This is a genomic window from Pleionea mediterranea (assembly GCF_003148745.1).
Lineage (GTDB): Bacteria > Pseudomonadota > Gammaproteobacteria > Enterobacterales > Kangiellaceae > Pleionea > Pleionea mediterranea.
Genome location: NZ_QGGU01000012.1, coordinates 23079 through 43381, shown reverse-complemented (window position 1 = coordinate 43381; position 20303 = coordinate 23079). Strand labels below are relative to the sequence as shown.

Here is a 20303-nt window from a genome sequence, read left to right as displayed (position 1 = left end):
GCAAATAGCGCATAATGCTGTAAATTGTTCATAAGCCTTTGTCTTTACAAAGAATTTGCCCAACAATCGCAGAATCAAATGAAAATTATCATTCTCGGAGCGGGTCAGGTTGGTGGCACTTTAGCGGTTAACCTGGCTGGTGAAGACAACGACATTACCGTAGTAGACACCAACGCCAAGCGCTTACGTGAGCTTCAGGATCACCTTGATCTTCGAACCATAGTCGGTTGTGGCTCCTTTCCTCATATTCTTCGGCAAGCCGGCGCTGATGACGCCGATATGCTAATTGCTGTGACCAACAGTGATGAAACCAATATGATCGCCTGCCAGGTAGCCTTTTCTATTTTTCATACCCCGCGCAAAATCGCCAGAGTTCGCGCCACCAGTTATCTTGACGAAGAGGATCTGTTTCACAGTGACGCCATTCCGGTGGATGTGGTGATCAGCCCTGAGCAACTGGTGGTTCAGTCAATCTTTCGTCTGATTGAAAACCCGGGCGCCTTACAGGTAGTCGACTTTGCCAGCGGTCGAGTGCGTATGGTTGCTGTTAAGGCTTATTACGGTGGTCCTCTGGTGGGTAATGCTTTATCGGCACTAAAAGATCATATGCCAACCATCGATACGCGAGTGGCTGCCATCTTTCGCCAGGGTCAGGCCATTATGCCAACCGGCGGCACCGTCATCGAAGCCGATGATGAAGTATTTTTTATCGCCGCCAGAAATCACATTCGCTCGGTGATGGGTGAACTGCAAAAACTGGAACGCCCTTATAAGCGAGTCATGATTGCCGGCGGCGGTAATATAGGTCTCGGTTTGGCGAAACTGCTTGAACAAAATTATCAGGTTAAATTAATTGAACACAATGCCAAGCGGGCCCAGCTTATTTCAGAAGAACTTGACGATACATTAATATTGCAAGGCGATGCGTCGAATCAAGATATGCTAATGGATGAAAACATAGAAGACATCGATGTGTTCGTTGCCGTTACCAATAACGACGAAGTAAATATTTTATCGGCCATACTGGCAAAACGGCTTGGTGCCAGAAAAACCATGGTTCTGATCAGCCGCCCTGCTTATGTGGACTTAATGCAAGGGCACGAAATTGATATAGCCGTATCACCCCAACAGGCCACCATCGGCAGCTTGCTCACTCATATTCGTCGCGGTGATGTTGCTAATGTCTACTCGCTCAGACGCGGTGCCGCTGAAGCCATAGAGGCCATTGCCCATGGCGATGAACAAACCTCACAGGTGGTCGGCCGCGCCATTGGCGATATCAGTTTGCCACCGGGCACCAATATTGGTGCGATTGTTCGTGATGATCAGGTATTAATTGCCCACGACAATATTGTTATTCAGTCGGACGATCACGTTATTCTGTTTCTGGTGGATAAAAAATACATTAATGATGTTGAGCAACTGTTTCAGGTGGACTTTGCATTTTTCTAAAGCAACAGGCGGCGTAATCTAACATGCAGCGCAATGTGGTTATTCGTATTTTGGGCATTCTGTTAATGCTGTTCAGCACAACCATGCTGCCACCCATTGCCGTGTCGATTATTTATGGCGATGGTGCCGGTACCGACTTTGCCATAGCCTTAATGTTCAGCTTACTCACCGGTCTTGCTATATTCTGGCCAAATCGACACGCACAGGCCGAATTAAAAACCCGCGATGGCTTTTTAATTGTCGTGATGTTCTGGACCGTACTCAGTTTTTTCGGTGCCATCCCTCTCTATCTGTCCGACATTCAAAACTTTAATCTGGTGGACGCTATTTTTGAGTCTTTTTCTGGCTTAACAACCACCGGCGCCACTGTTATTTCCGGGCTTGATAACCTGCCACACTCGATATTATTTTATCGCCAACAACTGCAGTGGTTGGGTGGCATGGGAATAATCGTATTGGCGGTCGCCATACTGCCGATGCTGGGGATCGGCGGCATGCAGTTGTATCGAGCCGAAACACCCGGCCCGGTAAAGGACGCCAAGCTCACCCCAAGAATTGCCGGAACCGCCAAAGCCCTCTGGTTTATTTATCTGGGACTCACCATCGCCTGTGCATTAAGCTATTGGGTAGCGGGAATGTCACCGTTTGACGCCATCAGTCATAGTTTTTCAACGGTTGCCATTGGCGGCTTTTCAACCCACGATGCGAGTATCGGCTGGTTTAATAGCAGCAATATCGAAATTATCTGCAGTATCTTTATGCTGATTTCAGGAATAAATTTTTCGCTGCATTTTGTCGCCTATCGCCAATTAAGCATCCAGCCCTACAGTCGCGACCCGGAATTTCGCGCTTACATCACACTGATTACTCTGGTGTTTATTATCTGTTTTGTCGGGTTGTTTATATCGCAACAATTTAATTTTCGAGAATCCATCTACAAAGCCATATTCCACACCATTTCCATTGGCACCACCACCGGTTTTGCCAGCAGCGATTTTTCAGCCTGGCCCGGCATGTTGCCTCTGCTTCTTATATTACTCAGTTTTGTCGGTGGCTGTGCCGGATCCACAGGCGGCGGCATAAAAGTCGTGCGGTTTTTACTGTTGTTTAAGCAGGGCATGCGTGAGATCCAAAAACTGATCCACCCTAACGCTGTGCTTCGGGTAAAACTGGGTAAACAAATACTGCCGGAAAAAGTCTCTAACGCTGTCTGGGGATTTTTTGCCGCTTATGTGGCGATATTTGTCATTATTATGTTGATTTTAATTGCCGATGGTATGGATCAGGTCACGGCTTTCTCAGCAGTAGCAGCCTGTATGAATAATCTGGGACCCGGGCTCGGAGAAGTTGCCGCGAATTATTCATCGGTAAGTGATTTGGGCAAATGGCTGCTGTGTCTTGCCATGTTATTTGGTCGACTGGAAATCTTTACACTATTGGTGTTACTAACGCCTGCGTTCTGGCGGCGCTAAACCATAAGTTGGCTGAGTTAGCCGACACCGCCGTTAATAATTTGCAGAAAGTCTTCTTTGTCAGAAACAGTTCTATTTCGACCTTGTTTTTTAGCAACGTATAAGTGTCTGTCGGCACGTTCAAAACAGGTTTTCCAGTCTTCACCAACAACCATTTCGGTCACACCGACGCTAATGGTTAAGTTCACTTCATCAATCAACTCCGTGTGAGACACCAGCTCCCTAAAGTACTCCGCAAGTAATACACCGTGTTGCAATTCCGTATTGGGTAAAATAATCACAAATTCTTCGCCGCCGTAACGGAATATTCGATCACACTTTCGTAACCGTTGTTTAACAATATTTGCCAGCGCATTTAATGCTTTATCACCCTTGGCATGTCCAAATTTGTCATTGATCGATTTAAAATGATCGATATCCAATATCATCAAGCAACTGTCACCTTTATACCGCTTTAAGCGCGACAGCTCGGTTACCAGTTCGGCCTCCATGGCCCGTCTATTCGACAGACCGGTAAGAATATCCGTTTGAGCCTGTTGTTTTAATATTTCGCTTTGCTTAGCCACCAATACCGAAAATGAGTAGGCAAACACCGATGCAGTAGATAAAGTCACAATATAACGGGCAAAATATTCTATTGGTAGGAAGGAATAAGTAATCAGTGCGGACCAAGCCAGCAAAACTCCATTTAACGAAATAGCTTTCTGGTGTGGTAATAGAAAGTAGTACGCCATTACCAACGGATATGACCACAAGTAAATAACTTCTGGCGACCGATAAACCACCAACATATAAAACAACGTAACCATCTGTAGTATAAAAAAGTCAGAGGGATTTCGTTCACGCTTGGTGGCTACCTGAAAGGCTGCCAGTAAAAATATACCAACCATTAATACATCAGCGACTACGACAATAAAGTCGTTTTCAACCGCTTTAAATATTGCACCAATCAACAGGGCAAAAGCCGATACCAGAAAAATCTTTAATTTTACGGAATGATTTAACATGAAGTTTTATCGAGCGTCACACAACAGAGGCGACTACTAACGCTGATCCTCGCGGAGGGAGTAATTACGGGTAAATATAGTTAGTGGTATGAAATTTGTCCAAATTTCTCAGCAATTTACAGTAAATAACTGTCGATCATAGTATTTATATGCATTTTACGACTAAAGGTAAGATTAAAATAACAAATTTAAATGAGATCGCTTCTCGTATACTGCAGAAATTTAATTGGATTATTCTGGATAAAAGTCATAATCGCCATCAGGCGGTGATTTAAATCGCTTGTAACCCCACTCGAATTGGCTTGGATTTGTCATAATTTGCTGCTCCAGAAGTTGATTTAACTGACCAGCAAACTTTTCCGGCGTTTCATCCACATCCAGAGATAATGCTTCTGAAATATTAATGGCAAACCCTTTTGACACCCGCTCAGTGCGAAATATCAAAGGCATCGCTTGTGTTTTCTGCATTAATTTTTGCACAAGAGTCATTGTATAAGCGGGCTTTCCCATAAAATCTGCATAAACGCCACTGCCTTTATCCGGCTCCTGATCAGAAAGTATAAATAAAATACCTTTAGATTTTAAGTGTCTCAAAATTTTACGGACACTTCGCTTCTCACCCTTAATTAACTGTGTTCCCGTTAAACTACGACCTTTTCGTATTAACCTATCCAAAACCTTTATTTTCGCCGGTCGGTACATAACAGCTGTATTAAAATGAATACCAAACCAGATGGAAAATGCTTCCCAATTACCCATGTGCGGTCCGGTTAATAGCACTGGTTTACCTTCACTTATCGCAGACTCTATTAATTCTTGCCCCTTAACGCTGATAATCCGTTGATTTATTTTTTCAAGTGACTGTTGCCACAGCCAAAAAGACTCGGCAATCATCATTCCGGTATGCAGGCAGGATTGATACACAAGCTGTTGGTTTTCTTTGTGACTGCGCTCAGAAAAGATGTGTTCTAAATTGGTAAAACTGGTGCGAGCATAACGTGAATGAGTATAGTAAAGGCATCGACCGTATTGTCGTCCCACCCAGCGATTGACCGAAAAGGGCAACAGGCGATGAAAACCTGCAATAAGATAAATAATCAGTGATTTCATAAATCCAGGTATACGTGAGAATAGCCTTCCGGTACCGGACGAAAACGTCGATAGGACCATTCGAATTGCTCAGGGCAACTTTTTATCTGTTGCGCCAGTTGCTGGTTTAATAATTCGGCAAACTGCTCTGTGGATTGATCCGCCGTTGAAAAATTCGCTGGTTTAATATGAACCTTAAAACCGTTTTCCACCCGCTCAGCATGAAAAAATAATAATTCGGATTTCGTTTTTGCTATTAACCGTTGGATAAGCACCATAGTATAGGCAGGGTGGTGAAAAAAGGGGGCAAAAACACCGGCGTTTGCGGCAGGATTTTGATCCGACAATAATAAAAAACATTCACCTTGCTTAAGGGTCGTAAGCATCTGCCGCACACTGCTGCGCTCACCAATAATTAATTCAACACCGGATTTACTCCGTGCCTGCTGAATAAGCGGATCCAGTTCAGTTATCTTTGGCCGCCGATACATACAGGATGCCTTTAAGTTCATGCCTCCCCAGGCCAGTAACGCTTCCCAGTTGCCTAAATGAGGGCCGGTTAAAATAACACCTTTGCCTTTCGCTATGGCCTTATCAAGATATTCCTGCCCAGTTACCGAAACAATTAACTTGGCAACATCCTGATTCGATGCCTGCCACACCCAGCAGGACTCAAAAAAAACCATGCCAGAATGAATACAGCTCTGTTTCAGTAATTTTTTTTGTTGTTTACTGGATAATTCAGGTAAGCATAACGCTATATTCTTAGCGCTGACTTTAACGGAGCGCGAGTTCAGGTAATAACTTAATCGGCCAAAAAATGCGCCCCAACGACGAGCGGTCATAAACGACAGTCGTGCAATTAACCACAGCAGACTGTTGATCAATGTTAGTTTTAAGGAAAATTTTGAATGAGGTAATTCTGTCATACGCCCATAATTGATAGTCTAATAAAATCTGTATGGCATCTATTTTATGGGATACCAGAGCAGACTACCAATTAATCGATTAACAAATTTGAGTCTAAAGTAAAACAAAGAAACCTGAGGACAGATTTCTTAGTCAATTACGGCTCTAATTGAAGATCAACCAGCTTTCTATATATTCAGTTTTTCTTAATAAGATTAATGGCAGAATAACTTGGCAATGCCGTTTGCAAGTTACTTTCAACTTTATCCAACTCGGCTATTTTGTCGCACAGCTTTTCGGCTTCTTTTTCAAGCTTTTCCGCTTCAGACTCAACCTGCATCGCCAAATCTTCACCCATCATTTCCATACGAAATTCCAGATCGTTTATTTCTTCCTGATCACCACTGAGCACCTGTGCAATGGTTTTTAATAGTACTTTGCCACTCGCTTTTTCTACCGCTTCTGTTACCAGAGCTTCTATCTCTTGCTCAAACTCATTATTTAACACATCATCGGATAGCACATGACCATTTAAATGTTGCTCACTGACATTGGCTTTCACTTTTTCACCGATGCCGTCCAGCTTTTTAAGCAATGACGCCTGCAGCGCAGGATCATCAATAAATAGGGCATTCAGTGCGACCGTGGCAGCTTTCATACCAATCTCTGCCGCTTCACCAGCAATCGCAGCTATCGATGGCAGTAATGAGCGATAACCCATCGCCATTTCATCAACCAACTGTTGCTGATTGTGAGTTAATGATTGTTTCTCACCTCGTATAAACAACTGATTATCAACATTAATCGAGAGCACTTCTTTATGATGATCGCTGATTTTAATATTGCGTTGTTTAATTTCGATATCATATGGAAAATCGTAGTCACAGGCATTAATTTCTGCATTTACGCCGCTGGAGAATAACAAACCACTGATCAAGCCTAACGATATGATGCTGTTCTTGTTCATATTACGTCCCTCTTTATTTTTGCGTTTATTGTCTAGTCGACCAGTCTTGGTTAAAAGTTTTCAATGATTGAGTTTTCCATGTAACAAAATGTAAAAAAGGCGCTATTTAGCGCCTTTTTAATGGTTTTAATGACAGAGAGCTATTAGCTTAACGCTGCAACAACTCATTAATCCCATCTACTAGATCTTTATTCGACTTAAATGCCTGAGCATTGATTCGGTAATAATCATTCACCACAAAAGAGGGGGTCGATAATATTTTATGACTCATGGCTTCTTTTCTTGCCAGTCGCAATTTAGAATTGAGTTGAAACGAATTGGCCGCCTGATCAAAGCGTTTTTCATCAGCGCCTAATTTCACAAACAGTGTTTTAAGCTGATCTTTATTGGCAATAGCTTTCTTTTCAACATGCACCTGATGAAATAAAGCTTCATGGGCTTTATCCAGAATACCTAACATTTCAGCTATATAAAAAGCTTCAACATAAATGCGCCAGCCTGCATGGTTTTCAAAAGGAACCGACTGTAGAGAAGCGTCTTCTGGCAAAGAGTTTTCTATCATTTTGACTAATGGCTCCGATTTATAACAACCGGGGCAGCCGTAGTTAAAATATTCTTTTACGACTTTACTGTCACTTTTGCGCGCACTGACGATGTCATAATGGACACCTTCTTCCATTTCTACTGCAAAAATATTCGAGATGAAAAAGATGGCACTGATCAATATAGTTTTAATAAGTAATTGTTTGTTTGACATGTTTTACTCCACAGTCACAGATTTTGCCAGATTTCTGGGTTGATCAACATCGGTACCTTTGATCACCGCAACATGATAACTCAGTAATTGTAATGGGATGGTATAGATTATCGGGGCAGTCACATCATGATCCGAGTCTATTGAAACCACTTTTACACCAGACTCTTCTTTGAATGCCGCTTGTTTATCAGCAAATACATACAGCTGACCACCACGAGCTCGAACCTCTTCCATATTAGATTTTAATTTTTCTAATAGTTCATTTTTTGGCGCAACCACAACAATCGGCATTTCATGATCGATTAATGCCAGAGGACCATGTTTTAATTCACCAGCCGCGTAGGCTTCTGCATGAATATAGGAAATTTCTTTTAGTTTTAACGCACCTTCCATCGCGATAGGGTATTGATCGCCACGACCCAAAAACAGGCTATGGTGTTTCTCACTAAAATCTTCCGCCATTTGCTCAATCAATGAATCTTTTTCTAATGCGTGTTTTATCTCACCCGGAATCGATTCAATGGAAGCAACCAGTTGACTGACCTGTTCTTTCGCCATGCCTTTTTGTTTTGCGATACATACCACCATCATTAATAAACCGGTTAATTGAGTGGTAAAGGCTTTAGTACTGGCAACGCCAATTTCAGCGCCGGCACGAGTCATAAAGGCCAAATCAGATTCTCTGACTAAAGAAGAACCTGGCACATTACAAATGGACAACGAAGCCATAAAGCCTTTTTCTTTTGCAAGTCGAAGGGCGGCCAAGGTATCGGCGGTTTCACCGGATTGCGAAATAGTAATAAACAACGCATTTTTTGGCGTGTAACTGACGCGATATCGATATTCACTGGCGATTTCTACATGACATGGAATATTGGCAATGGATTCACACCAATATTTGGTAACCATAGCCGCGTGAAATGAAGTGCCGCAGGCAACAATTTGTATTGCTTCCACTTTATCAAAAATGTCACTGGCATTAACACCAAATATCTCGCTGTTAATATCACCGTTTATGATTCGCCCTTCAAGGGTATTACTAATGGCAGTCGGCTGTTCATATATTTCTTTTAGCATGTAATGGCGATAGGGTCCTTTATCACCAGCGTCATGTTGCACGGTTGACTCTTCAAATTCACGATCAATCGAATTGCCATCAACATCATAAATTTCAACACAAGTACGTTCTACACGCGCCACTTCACCTTCTTCAAGATAGAGAAATTGTCGCGTCACGGGTAAAAGCGCCAGTTGATCCGACGCAACAAACATCTCACCAATACCTTTACCCACAACCAGAGGACTGCCTGAGCGGGCCACCACAAGTTCTTCGGGTTTATCTCGGTGCATAACCACCGTACCGTAGGCGCCATCAAGTTCTTTAACCGCAAGTTGAACCGCTTTTAATAAATCATTGGTTTGTTTAAAGTGATCCGCTACCAGATGCGCAATCACTTCGGTATCGGTTTGACTAACAAACTCATAACCTTTAGCGCTTAGCTGTTGCTTCAATGCTTCATGGTTTTCAATAATTCCATTATGCACTACGGCGATATCACTGCCGGAAACATGAGGATGAGCATTTATTTCACTGGGCTCGCCATGAGTAGCCCAGCGTGTATGCGCAATCCCAATGCCACCAGGAGCAGGGGATTCAGAAACCGCATCGGCTAATTCTTTAACTTTACCTAAACGTCTGACTCTTTGTATTTCTGCGTTATTTAAAATCGCAACGCCCGCGGAATCGTACCCCCGGTATTCGAGTCGGCGTAAACCTTCAATTAAAATTTCAGACACATCCCTTTGTGCAACCGCACCCACAATTCCACACATGTTTATTTACTCCATCAAGTACTAAGACTTATTCTTAACTGGACGTTGCCAGTCGTTAATTTCTTTTTGCTTTACGCGGGTGACGCATAAAGTTTCATCGGATACATCGCGTGTAATGGTACTCCCGGCACCAATTGTTGCGCCTGAACCAATGGTAACCGGGGCGACCAGTTGCGTATCACTGCCAATAAATGCGTTATCTTTGATAATGGTTTTATGTTTGTTAGCACCATCATAGTTGCAGGTGATTGTACCGGCACCCACGTTAACTTTTTTGCCAATCTCTGCATCACCAATATAGGCAAGGTGGTTGGCTTTGCTGCCTGAACCTATAGTGGACTTTTTAACTTCAACAAAGTTTCCAATGTGCGCATCATTGTTAAGTTCTGTTCCGGGCCGAAGTCGCGCAAAAGGACCAACGGTACAATCTTCACCGACAATGCTATCTTCAACGATTGAATTGGCTTTAATCACAGAATTTGCACCAATACTGCAGTCTTTTAAAATGCAGTTTGCCTGAATCACCGCGCCTTTTTTGATGCTGACCTTGCCTTCAATAATCACATTAACATCGATGGTTACATCAGGATCGACAATTAACTTTCCGCGCAAATCAAATCGCTCAGGATCAATCAAGGTGACGCCACCTTCTAAAAGATTGTAAGCACAAGCTCTTTGATAGGCGCGTTCCAGTGCTGCCAGTTGAATTCGGTTATTAACACCTTCCACTTCACTGGCATCTTTTGGTGCCGCGGTAACTATTTCACGACCTTCCGTTGCTGCAAAACCAATAATATCGGTCAGGTAATATTCACCCTGTGCATTGTCATCACTTAAATTCGATAACCAGGTTTTTAGATCTTTACCGTTTGCAGCCAATATTCCAGTATTAACTTCACTTATTAACAATTGATCGTCGGTGGCATCTTTCTGCTCAACAATGCCTATTACTTTTTGCGTATCATCGCGAACAATTCGACCATAACCGGTTGGATCATCAAGCAGGTTGGTTAATAGTGATATGCCATTATTTGGCTTTATCTTTAACAATTCATACAAAGTATCGTGGTGGATCAGCGGTACATCGCCGTAGAGGATTAATACGTCATCGTCATCCGCCAGAAAATCACTGGCTTGATCCACTGCATGACCAGTACCCAGTTGCTGTTTTTGTTCAATCCACTGAATGCCATCTTCCGTAATGGTTTGCTTGACCAGTTCACCGCCGTGACCATACACCACGAATATATTATCGGCCTGTAAGCTGCTACTGGTTTCAATAACGTGCTGTAACATGGGTTTACCCGCGATTGGGTGCAATACTTTAGGCATTGAAGAACGCATTCGCGTACCTTGACCCGCTGCCAGAATAATAACGCTTAATCCCATAATTATTCCCTGTCAGATAATTGTTTTAACGCAATGAATAAAGAATGTAATCTTGCCCTAAGACCGTAGGAATTGGAATAGTTCAGGGCCATACACGCAAAAAAGGGAGGCTAAGCTCCCTTAATTTGGACTGTGAAAAACCAGATTGGTTTTTATTTTCCCGCTTTACGGCGGATGGCCTGCAAAGTACGTAACTGAGCCGCAGCTTCAGCCAGCTCTGCAGCCGCTTTTGAGTATTCAATTTCGGAGGATTGATCGTGCAGTGCTTGTTCAGCCGCTTTTTGTGCTTCGATAGCCGCTGCTTCATCCACATCATCGGCTCGTACTGCTGTATCAGCCAGTACCGTTACCACGTGCGGTTGCACTTCAAGCATTCCACCGGATACATAATAAAACTCTTCGTCGCCACCATGCTTGGTTACCTTAACCGGCCCAGGTTTGAGCGAGGTTAACAGTGGTGCGTGACCCGGGGAAATCCCCAACTCACCCAGCTCACCGTTTGCAACCAACATGTCTACGGTGCCGGAGAAGATTTCTTCTTCGGCACTGACGATATCGAGATGAAATGTATAAGGCATAGTCTTCATCCCTTCAAGGTTAAAGTCTTAAAGACTCTTGGCTTTTTCAACTGCTTCTTCAATGCTTCCAACCATGTAGAAAGCTTGCTCTGGCAGATGATCGAATTCACCGTTCAGGATGCCTTTAAATCCACTGATGGTTTCTTTCAGTGGTACGTATTTACCAGGTGCACCGGTAAATACTTCGGCAACGAAGAATGGCTGAGATAAGAAACGTTGAATTTTACGAGCTCGCGCAACCGCTTGCTTGTCTTCTTCACTTAACTCATCCATACCCAAAATGGCGATGATATCTTTCAGCTCTTTATAACGTTGAAGAACCGACTGTACACCACGAGCAACGTCATAATGCTCCTGACCAATAACCAATGGGTCAAGCTGACGTGATGTTGAATCCAAAGGATCAACCGCAGGATAAATACCAAGCTCTGCAATTTGACGAGACAATACAACCGTTGCATCAAGGTGAGCAAAGGTAGTTGCAGGAGATGGATCGGTTAAATCATCCGCAGGTACATATACCGCTTGAATCGATGTGATCGAACCCGTTTTGGTCGAGGTAATACGCTCTTGTAGCACACCCATTTCCTCTGCCAGAGTCGGCTGATAACCAACCGCTGAAGGCATACGACCAAGCAGTGCAGATACTTCTGTTCCTGCCAGGGTATAACGGTAAATGTTATCGATGAACAACAGTACGTCACGACCTTCATCACGGAATTTTTCCGCCATGGTCAAACCGGTCAGTGCAACACGTAAACGGTTACCTGGAGGCTCATTCATCTGACCATAAACCAAGGATACTTTGTCGATAACGTTGGAATCCGTCATTTCGTGGTAGAAGTCGTTACCCTCACGAGTACGCTCACCAACACCAGCGAATACCGAGTAACCCGAGTGCTCAATCGCAATGTTACGAATAAGCTCCATCATGTTTACGGTTTTACCAACACCAGCACCACCAAACAGACCAACTTTACCACCTTTGGCAAACGGACATACAAGGTCGATTACCTTGATACCTGTTTCCAGCAGTTCGTTGGTTGCTGCTTGCTCTTCATAAGAAGGGGCTTTACGGTGAATAGACATACGCTCTTCTTCACCAATCGCGCCTTTCTCATCAATCGGGTTACCCAGAACGTCCATAATACGTCCTAGAGTTTTCTTACCTACCGGTACCTGAATTGGCGCGCCTGTGTTGCTAACGTCCATTCCACGCTTCATACCATCGGATGAACCCATCGCGATACAACGCACAACACCGTCACCGAGTTGCTGTTGAACTTCAAGAACGATTTCACTACCGCTCACATTCAACGCGTCGTACACTTTGGGTACATTGCCACGTGGAAATTCCACATCGATTACCGCACCGATAATTTCAACAATGTTACCACTGCTCATATCACAGTCCTCTTAACCAAATTTAATTCTTTGAGCTGATTCACTATACCGCTGCCGCGCCTGCAACAATCTCCGACAATTCCTGAGTAATTGCTGTTTGACGCGCTTTGTTGTAAACCAGTTGTAATTCGTCGATCAAATCACCAGCATTATCCGATGCTGCTTTCATCGCCACCATACGTGCAGCTTGCTCACAAGCAAGATTATCAACCACACCTTGATAAACCTGAGACTCAATGTAACGAGTCAATAACACTTCAAGCAACGCTTTTGCATCAGGCTCATAAATATAGTCCCAGTGATGTTTTAGTTCATCATCTTCGCTGGGTACGATGGGCAATAGCTGACTGACGTCAGGCTTCTGAGTCATGGTATTCACAAAGTCATTTTGCGCCATAAATAAGCGGTCAATATTACCTTTGTTGTAACCATCCAGCATAACTTTAACAGCACCGATCAAATCGGATACTTGCGGAGCATCGCCTAAGCCAGAAACTTTTGCGACCACTTTACCACCGTATCGCTTGAAGAAACTGTGGGCTTTAGAACCAATCAGGCATAATTCAATTTCTACACCCTGGTCACTCCATTGTTTCATCGCATTAAGCGCTTGTTTAAATAAATTAATATTTAAACCGCCGCATAAACCACGATCGGTTGAAACAACAATAAAGCCTACACGCTTAACTTCACGTTCATTCATAAACGCGTGTTGATACTCAGTATTACCGTGCGCAAGATGGCCAATAACACTGCGGATACGTTTGGCATAGGGACGTGTAGCGGCCATGCGATCTTGAGCTTTACGCATTTTACTGGCTGCTACCATTTCCATGGCACTGGTGATCTTTTGGGTGTTTTTAATACTCCCAATTTTCGTTCTAATCTCTTTAGCGCCGGCCATAATCTTTTCCTGTTACTCTCAAAACGTTAATCAAAATAAAAGGGAAGTGCAGAACACTTCCCATTTCAATTACCAGGTTTGAGTTGATTTGAATTGATTGATGGCTTCTTCTAATGCTGCTGCGATCTCATCGTCGTAAGCGCAGGTTTCATTAATTTTATCCATCAATGCTTTGTGTTGATTGTTCATGTAATCAATCAAAGCCGACTCGAAGTCGCCAATCTTATCCAACTCAACCGCTTGTAAGTGACCTTTTTCAGCAGCGTACAAAGATACGCCCATCTCTGCCACAGACATTGGAGAGTATTGAGATTGTTTCATTAACTCGGTAACGCGTTGACCGTGCTCTAACTGTGCACGAGTCGCTTCATCAAGATCCGAAGCAAACTGCGCGAAAGCGGCAAGCTCACGATATTGAGCCAACGCCAGACGAACACCGCCACCAAGCTTCTTAATGATTTTGGTTTGAGCAGCACCACCAACACGCGATACCGACAGACCCGCATTAACCGCAGGACGAATACCTGAGTTAAACAAATCTGTTTCCAGGAAGATTTGACCATCGGTGATCGAAATTACGTTAGTCGGTACGAACGCTGATACGTCACCCGCCTGTGTTTCGATAATGGGTAACGCGGTTAAAGAACCGGTTTTACCTTTAACTTCACCGTTGGTTAACTTCTCTACGTGATCGGCATTGATACGTGCAGCACGCTCCAATAAGCGAGAGTGCAAGTAGAATACGTCACCAGGGTAAGCTTCACGACCAGGAGGACGACGAAGCAATAGTGAGATTTGACGATAAGCCCAAGCTTGCTTGGTTAAGTCATCGTATACGATTAAAGCGTCTTCACCTTTATCGCGGAAGTATTCGCCCATTGAGCAACCCGCAAATGGTGCAATGTATTGCAACGCTGCAGAATCAGACGCGCCTGCCGCAACAACCACTGTGTGATCCATTGCGCCATGCTCTTCTAACTTACGAACGATGCCAGAAATTGTTGACGCTTTTTGACCAACCGCGACATAGATACATTTAACACCAGTACCTTTCTGGTTGATGATGGCATCAATTGCAATCGCTGTTTTACCTGTTTGACGGTCACCAATGATAAGCTCACGCTGACCACGACCAACAGGAATCATCGCATCAATTGATTTGATACCGGTTTGTACAGGTTGATCAACCGATTGACGAGAAATAACACCAGGTGCAACTTTTTCTACTGGTGCATTCTTTGCGCCTTCAATTGGGCCTTTACCGTCGAGTGGGTTACCTAGTGCATCAACAACACGGCCTAACATACATTCGCCGGTTGGGACTTCAAGAATACGTCCGGTACACTTGGCTTTTTCACCTTCAACGATGTGTGAATAGTCGCCTAATACAACCGCACCGACAGAATCACGTTCAAGGTTCAATGCAAGACCGTAACTTCCGCCAGGAAGCTCAATCATTTCACCTTGCATCGCGTCGGCGAGGCCATGAATTTTTAATATACCGTCAGAAACGCTGACGATAGTGCCTTCATTACGAGCTTCAGAAACAACTTCAAACTCGTTGATGCGTTGTTTAATTAACTCGCTAATTTCAGATGGATTCAGTTGCATACTCATGCTCTGGATTCCTTTTATACTTTCAGCGTCTCTGACAGTTTGGCAAGCTTACCGCGTACCGAACCATCAATGACCATATCTTCAGCTTCAATGACCAGGCCGCCCAGTAAATCAGCATCGATTTTAACTTCGATATTGACCTGTCGCCCTAACTTTAAAGCCAGCTTCTGTTTTAACTTATCTTGTTGCTCAGCTGTCAGTTCAGCAGCAGAGGTAATTCGAGCATCAACGGTTTTTTCAAACTCAGCCTTCAAGTGCTCAAAAATATCTGCTATTTGTGGCAACACCAATAAGCGGTGATTTTGAGACAATAACTTAATAAAGTTTTGTCCCTGAGCATCCAGTTTGCCTTCGCAAACTTTCAACATGGCGTCACGTTGTTGCTCATGCGTTAAGTGTGGGCTAGACAATAAACTTTTCATTTGTTTATCAGCAACAACTGCTGCTGCAAAATCAATCATGTCTGACCAACTGGATAACGCATTTTCCGCCATAGCATGCTCAAATGCCGCTTTGGCATAAGGTCTCGCTACTGTGGTTAATTCAGCCATGGTCCACCTTTATTAAAGTTCTGTGACCAGCTTTTCAACAATGTCGTTCTGCTGTGCTGCATCTATGTTACGCTCAAGAATTTTCTCGGCACCGGCTACCGCTAATCCAGCTAACTGAGCACGTAATTGCTCTTTAGCACGGTTAACCTCTTGCTCAATTTCTGCGCGAGCGCCTTTTAAGATTTTCTCGGCTTCTTCACGAGCATCGTCTTTTGCAGATTCAACGATTTCGCTATGACGCTTCTTTGCTTGTTCAACTAACTTTGCTGATTCAGCTTTTGCTTCTTTTAAAGTGTTAACTGCGCTTTCTTTGGCAAGCACTAAATCGTGCTCACCCTTTTCTGCAGCAGCTAAGCCTTCAGCAATTTTCTTTTGACGCTCGATAATAGCGCCAAGCAAAGGAGGCCACACATATTTCATGCAGAACGCGACGAAGATAGCAAAAGCTACCATTTGTACTACTAAAGTGAGATTAATATTCACGTCGGTTCTCTCCTAATGGGTTTGGATAAAAAATTAACCTTGAAGAGCTGCTAAGTATGGGCTTGCGAAAGTGAACCACATACCAATACCAATACCAATCATGGTTACGGCGTCAAGAAGACCTGCAACTAAGAACATTTTAACTTGAAGCTGAGGCGCTAATTCTGGTTGACGAGCAGAAGCTTCGATAAACTTACCACCTAAAATACCAAACCCAATCGCAGTACCTAAAGCACCTAGACCTAAGATCAAAGTTACACCTAAAGCGGTCATAGCTAAGATAGTTTCCATTGTTTTCCTCCAGGGATTATAAAACTAAAAAGTTATTAAAAGTTAATAAAGTAAATATCTGTTAAATTCTAGTGATCTTCGTGTGCCATGCTTAAATAAACAATGGTCAACATCATGAAAATAAAAGCTTGAAGTACGATTACCAAAATATGGAAAATCGCCCAAACAATGTGTGCTAGCACACCACCTACAGCACCACCTATACCAGCAGTAAATAAAAGTGCTATAAGCATAAAAATAAGTTCACCTGCGTACAGGTTACCGAATAAACGTAACGCAAGCGATACCGGCTTCGCCAACAAACCTATACCTTCAAGTATCAAGTTAAATGGCATCATCCAAGGGCCAAAGGGTTGAAAGGCTAATTCTTTGAAGAACCCACCAGCACCTTTAATCTTGATGCTGTAAAAAATAATCAATACAAAAACAGATAAAGAAAGACCAAAGGTAATATTAGGATCAGTCGAAGGAACGACCTTCATATAATCAACGCCGCCAGCATGGAACGCCCAAGGCAATAAATCTACTGGGATTAAATCCATCAGATTCATTAGGAAAATCCACACAAAAATGGTAAGAGAAAGAGGGGCAATAACCGGGCTTTTACCATGAAACGTATCTTTAACGCTTTTATCGACAAACTCAACTATCATTTCGACAAAAGATTGCAGCTTTCCTGGCTTTTCAATTTCGACTTTTTTCGCAATTCGGCGAAATAGCCACAAAAAGAAAACACCTAAGAAAATAGACCATCCAATACTATCTACGTGAAATGCAGTAAAGTTACCGTCGCATACGTAGTTATTGTCTGCACCGCTCCATTGCCAACCTTGTTCAGTGTGACAAACAGTCAAGTTTTTAAGATGGTGCTGGATGTATCCGGCACTTGTTAACTCACCATTTTCGGTCGCCATAATTAAACCTTCTTATTTACCGGTTGACGATCTAAAACAAAGGGCACTAACCAGTAACTGACTAGCGCCACTCCAAATCCAATAAACACCGCGCCAATCATGACCGATGCAAATTTAAACACTAGAATGAACAGCACTATTGTTAAGAAAAATTTAATGGCTTCACCCAATAAAAATCCCTTAACCACCTGCTGTGACGAACGCGCACCCGAGTGCCTAAAAGCAAAATATGCAAAAGCAAGGGAGGGCAATACACTCACGGCTCCGCCAAGAAGTATTGAAAGACTAGCCTTAAATCCCCAAAACAAAGCTATTGCTGCTGAAATAATTACTACGGCTGACTGGACAGCAATAACTTTAAAAGCAGCCGCACGACCATATTTTGATAAACTATGCGACATTCTCAATTAAACCCACTAACTTTTAAATTATCGGTAAAAAACCAGCTGAACATCCAAAAATGATAATCATTATCAACCAATATTTATATTTCGCGCAGATTATAGTTTCGTAACGACCTTAATTCAACCGAAATTACTGCTCTGTAGCGCTAAAGTTGGAAAGGGTGAGTTTGAAGCTCTATTGCATTTTTAAACCTGCGTAGGTCGTAATGCTTATTTATCTAGATATATGTATAAAAAGGTATTTTGTTAGCCAGATGTAGATATTTTAAACAACCTTACTCTACTGGCGATCAAACACTGAGTTGTTATGTTAATAAAAAAAGCTGGCGGTTAAGCCAGCTTTTTCAAACTCAGATGAGTTTTAAGGCTTCCATTCAGCGTTGATGCCAACACCTGAGTAAGAAGAATACCCTCTTACACTGATGTACCAGGTACCTGAAGCTGGATTATTAAAGCTACAAGACTCGGTATTACCCCAACGATAAGGGCGGCAATCATAGTTACTGGTTGTTGGCTGAGATCCACGACGTACGTACATATCCGCATCACCCGAACCACCGGCCATATCAATGGTAAACGAAGACATACCTGATGGGATATCTACCGTGTAGTGTCTCCAGCTACCAGAGTTGCCCGATAAATTGCTCTTACTGAAGGTACCACCATCACCGCCTGAACCAGGCTCAGTGAAAGCGCCTACCAGGGACACACCAGAGAAGCTGCTGTAACCGCGAAGCATCACATAATATGTTCCGGCCTGGACATTGCTGATTGAGCAAGTCTCATTGTTACCGTTACGATATGGACGGCAGTCATAGCTGCTGGTAGTTGGCTTGGAACCAAAGCGCACATACATATCGGAATCACCGGAACCACCAGAGATCTGGAAGCTTAAGTCCGTAGCACCAGCAGGTACATCCAGAGTAAAGAAAGCTTCTGAGTATTGCGCACCCGATAAATTGGTTTCTGCAACACCATTGGTTAGTTCAGTATCGCCCGTAGGTGGTTCACCGCCACCGCCGTCACCGTCACAACCATTGGCCAGATAATCATAAGCCGCTTTCGCTTTTACGATACCCCAACCATAACGGGTGTCACGACCCGCTGAACCGCGGTCTTCAGCTGTTGCATTCAAAGCACTACGGATTTGAGCTGCACTACAAGAGGTGTAATGACTCCATACCAATGCCGCAACACCGGACACATGAGGTGTGGCCATTGATGTTCCATTCCAGGATGCATAGCTATTGCCTGGAAGCGTTGAGTTAACACTCACACCTGGCGCAGCAATTTCAACCTGAGAGTTGTACTGCGAGAAACTTGCATGGTTACCGCTAGAGTCTACCGCTGCAACTGAAACAACTTCATCGTAAGAGGCAGGGTAAGACAAGCTTGAGTTTCCACCATTACCAGCGGCTGCAATTGATAACACATCGTTATTTAATGCTGATACAAAAGCATTTCGCTCAGTGGTGCTTGAAGCACTACCACCCAAACTCATGCTGATCACATCGGAGCCAGCGTTGACACACTGATTAACCGCAGCAACCAGGTCAGAACCATAAGCCCAGCTACCTGAATCATTAAATACTTTTACAATGTGCAAACCAAGGTTTCCGCTTGGGTTAACCCCAACTACTCCTTTACCATTTCCGCTAAGTGCAGAAATAGTTCCAGCAACATGGGTACCATGACCGTGGCCATCGTTGTACCAATTACCGGTGTCATTGCCATTACCGTCATTGTCATCACCGGTAACACCATTTGAGATCAAATCTTCATGATTGATGTCGTAACCGGTATCAACGATACAAACTTTTCTGTTTGCTGTAAGGCCATCGCTTACCTGGTTCGCTTGAACCATACCAATGCCATAAGGCGTGCTTTCTGCCATTAGATGTCGACGAGGATCTTCCTCGATATACTCAACATCACTATTTGCCATTAATTGCTGTTTCGCCTGCTCGGTTAACATGGCAGCCATTGCGCCTTGCTTATTAAGTGTGCGCTGTACACGAGCACCGTGTTTATTTAATAACTGATGAGCTTGTGAAGAAACTTTCATTTCACCATTAGCCGCAGACATTGCATAAGCTGAATTATTTTTAAACTTAATGATATAACGCTTTTCACCTTGCGTTTCTGCAATCATCTTGTTGGTAGACATTATCTGCTTTGAGCTATCAGATTTATTCATGTCATATGGCGACTGAGCCAACACTGCTGAAATGGATCCAGCAATCAAAGTCGTCATAAACAGTTTGGCTGATTTATTTTTCATA

The 20303-nt window shown here is 43.4% G+C and carries 19 protein-coding genes; 2 read left to right on the top strand and 17 right to left on the bottom strand.

Going from position 1 to position 20303, the window contains the following annotated elements; genetic code table 11:
* Positions 1-78: 78 nt before the first annotated feature.
* Together trkA and C8D97_RS15295 are read left to right on the top strand one after the other, a co-directional pair.
* Complete coding sequence (gene trkA / locus C8D97_RS15300; protein ID WP_109764673.1) at positions 79-1452, top strand: Trk system potassium transporter TrkA; 1374 nt, start codon at positions 79-81, stop codon at positions 1450-1452.
* A gap of 23 nt (positions 1453-1475) precedes the next feature.
* Complete coding sequence (locus C8D97_RS15295; RefSeq protein ID WP_109764672.1) at positions 1476-2924, top strand: TrkH family potassium uptake protein; 1449 nt, start codon at positions 1476-1478, stop codon at positions 2922-2924.
* Between the two features lie 17 nt (positions 2925-2941).
* Here C8D97_RS15295 and C8D97_RS15290 read toward each other — a convergent pair whose 3' ends face one another.
* The 17 genes from C8D97_RS15290 to C8D97_RS15210 all read right to left on the bottom strand — a co-directional run bounded on the left by C8D97_RS15290 (position 2942) and on the right by C8D97_RS15210 (position 20302).
* A complete protein-coding gene (locus tag C8D97_RS15290) occupies positions 2942-3931 on the bottom strand; it encodes a GGDEF domain-containing protein (RefSeq protein WP_109764671.1) in 990 nt (329 codons plus the stop codon).
* A 231-nt stretch (positions 3932-4162) separates the two neighbouring features.
* Positions 4163-5041 carry a lysophospholipid acyltransferase family protein gene (locus tag C8D97_RS15285; RefSeq protein WP_170115272.1) on the bottom strand — a complete coding sequence of 293 codons (879 nt, stop codon included), beginning with the start codon at positions 5039-5041 and terminating at the stop codon, positions 4163-4165.
* Positions 5038-5949: a lysophospholipid acyltransferase family protein gene (locus C8D97_RS15280; RefSeq protein WP_109764669.1), complete on the bottom strand. Its 912-nt coding sequence runs from the start codon at positions 5947-5949 to the stop codon at positions 5038-5040. Before C8D97_RS15280 ends, C8D97_RS15285 begins: the two co-directional genes overlap by 4 nt.
* Before the next feature lie 176 nt (positions 5950-6125).
* Positions 6126-6896 carry a DUF2884 family protein gene (locus C8D97_RS15275; protein WP_109764668.1) on the bottom strand — a complete coding sequence of 257 codons (771 nt, stop codon included), beginning with the start codon at positions 6894-6896 and terminating at the stop codon, positions 6126-6128.
* Between the two features lie 148 nt (positions 6897-7044).
* The gene (locus C8D97_RS15270) at positions 7045-7653 is read right to left on the bottom strand and encodes a thiol:disulfide interchange protein DsbA/DsbL (protein ID WP_109764667.1); all 609 of its coding nucleotides are present in this window, start codon (positions 7651-7653) and stop codon (positions 7045-7047) included.
* Positions 7654-7656: 3 nt separating this feature from the next.
* Complete coding sequence (gene glmS / locus C8D97_RS15265) at positions 7657-9486, bottom strand: glutamine--fructose-6-phosphate transaminase (isomerizing) (protein WP_109764666.1); 1830 nt, start codon at positions 9484-9486, stop codon at positions 7657-7659.
* 21 nt (positions 9487-9507) lie between these two features.
* Positions 9508-10875: a bifunctional UDP-N-acetylglucosamine diphosphorylase/glucosamine-1-phosphate N-acetyltransferase GlmU gene (glmU, locus tag C8D97_RS15260; RefSeq protein ID WP_109764665.1), complete on the bottom strand. Its 1368-nt coding sequence runs from the start codon at positions 10873-10875 to the stop codon at positions 9508-9510.
* A gap of 152 nt (positions 10876-11027) precedes the next feature.
* Complete coding sequence (locus C8D97_RS15255) at positions 11028-11453, bottom strand: F0F1 ATP synthase subunit epsilon (protein ID WP_109764664.1); 426 nt, start codon at positions 11451-11453, stop codon at positions 11028-11030.
* 27 nt (positions 11454-11480) lie between these two features.
* The gene (gene atpD / locus C8D97_RS15250) at positions 11481-12857 is read right to left on the bottom strand and encodes a F0F1 ATP synthase subunit beta (RefSeq protein ID WP_109764663.1); all 1377 of its coding nucleotides are present in this window, start codon (positions 12855-12857) and stop codon (positions 11481-11483) included.
* Positions 12858-12900: 43 nt separating this feature from the next.
* Positions 12901-13761 (bottom strand): F0F1 ATP synthase subunit gamma, encoded by an 861-nt coding sequence (gene atpG / locus C8D97_RS15245; RefSeq protein WP_109764662.1) that lies wholly within the window; start codon positions 13759-13761, stop codon positions 12901-12903.
* Positions 13762-13830: 69 nt separating this feature from the next.
* A complete protein-coding gene (gene atpA / locus C8D97_RS15240) occupies positions 13831-15372 on the bottom strand; it encodes a F0F1 ATP synthase subunit alpha (RefSeq protein ID WP_245411475.1) in 1542 nt (513 codons plus the stop codon).
* Positions 15373-15392: 20 nt separating this feature from the next.
* On the bottom strand, positions 15393-15929 hold the full coding sequence (locus C8D97_RS15235; protein ID WP_109764660.1) for a F0F1 ATP synthase subunit delta: 537 nt from the start codon (positions 15927-15929) through the stop codon (positions 15393-15395).
* A 12-nt stretch (positions 15930-15941) separates the two neighbouring features.
* Positions 15942-16412, bottom strand: coding sequence for a F0F1 ATP synthase subunit B (locus tag C8D97_RS15230; RefSeq protein ID WP_109764659.1), 471 nt, complete (start codon positions 16410-16412; stop codon positions 15942-15944).
* 33 nt (positions 16413-16445) lie between these two features.
* Positions 16446-16703 (bottom strand): F0F1 ATP synthase subunit C, encoded by a 258-nt coding sequence (gene atpE / locus C8D97_RS15225; protein WP_109764658.1) that lies wholly within the window; start codon positions 16701-16703, stop codon positions 16446-16448.
* A 68-nt stretch (positions 16704-16771) separates the two neighbouring features.
* Positions 16772-17617: a F0F1 ATP synthase subunit A gene (atpB, locus tag C8D97_RS15220; protein ID WP_109764657.1), complete on the bottom strand. Its 846-nt coding sequence runs from the start codon at positions 17615-17617 to the stop codon at positions 16772-16774.
* A 2-nt stretch (positions 17618-17619) separates the two neighbouring features.
* Positions 17620-18018, bottom strand: coding sequence for an ATP synthase subunit I (locus C8D97_RS15215; RefSeq protein ID WP_109764656.1), 399 nt, complete (start codon positions 18016-18018; stop codon positions 17620-17622).
* A gap of 364 nt (positions 18019-18382) precedes the next feature.
* Complete coding sequence (locus tag C8D97_RS15210; RefSeq protein ID WP_170115271.1) at positions 18383-20302, bottom strand: S8 family serine peptidase; 1920 nt, start codon at positions 20300-20302, stop codon at positions 18383-18385.
* Position 20303 lies beyond the last annotated feature (1 nt).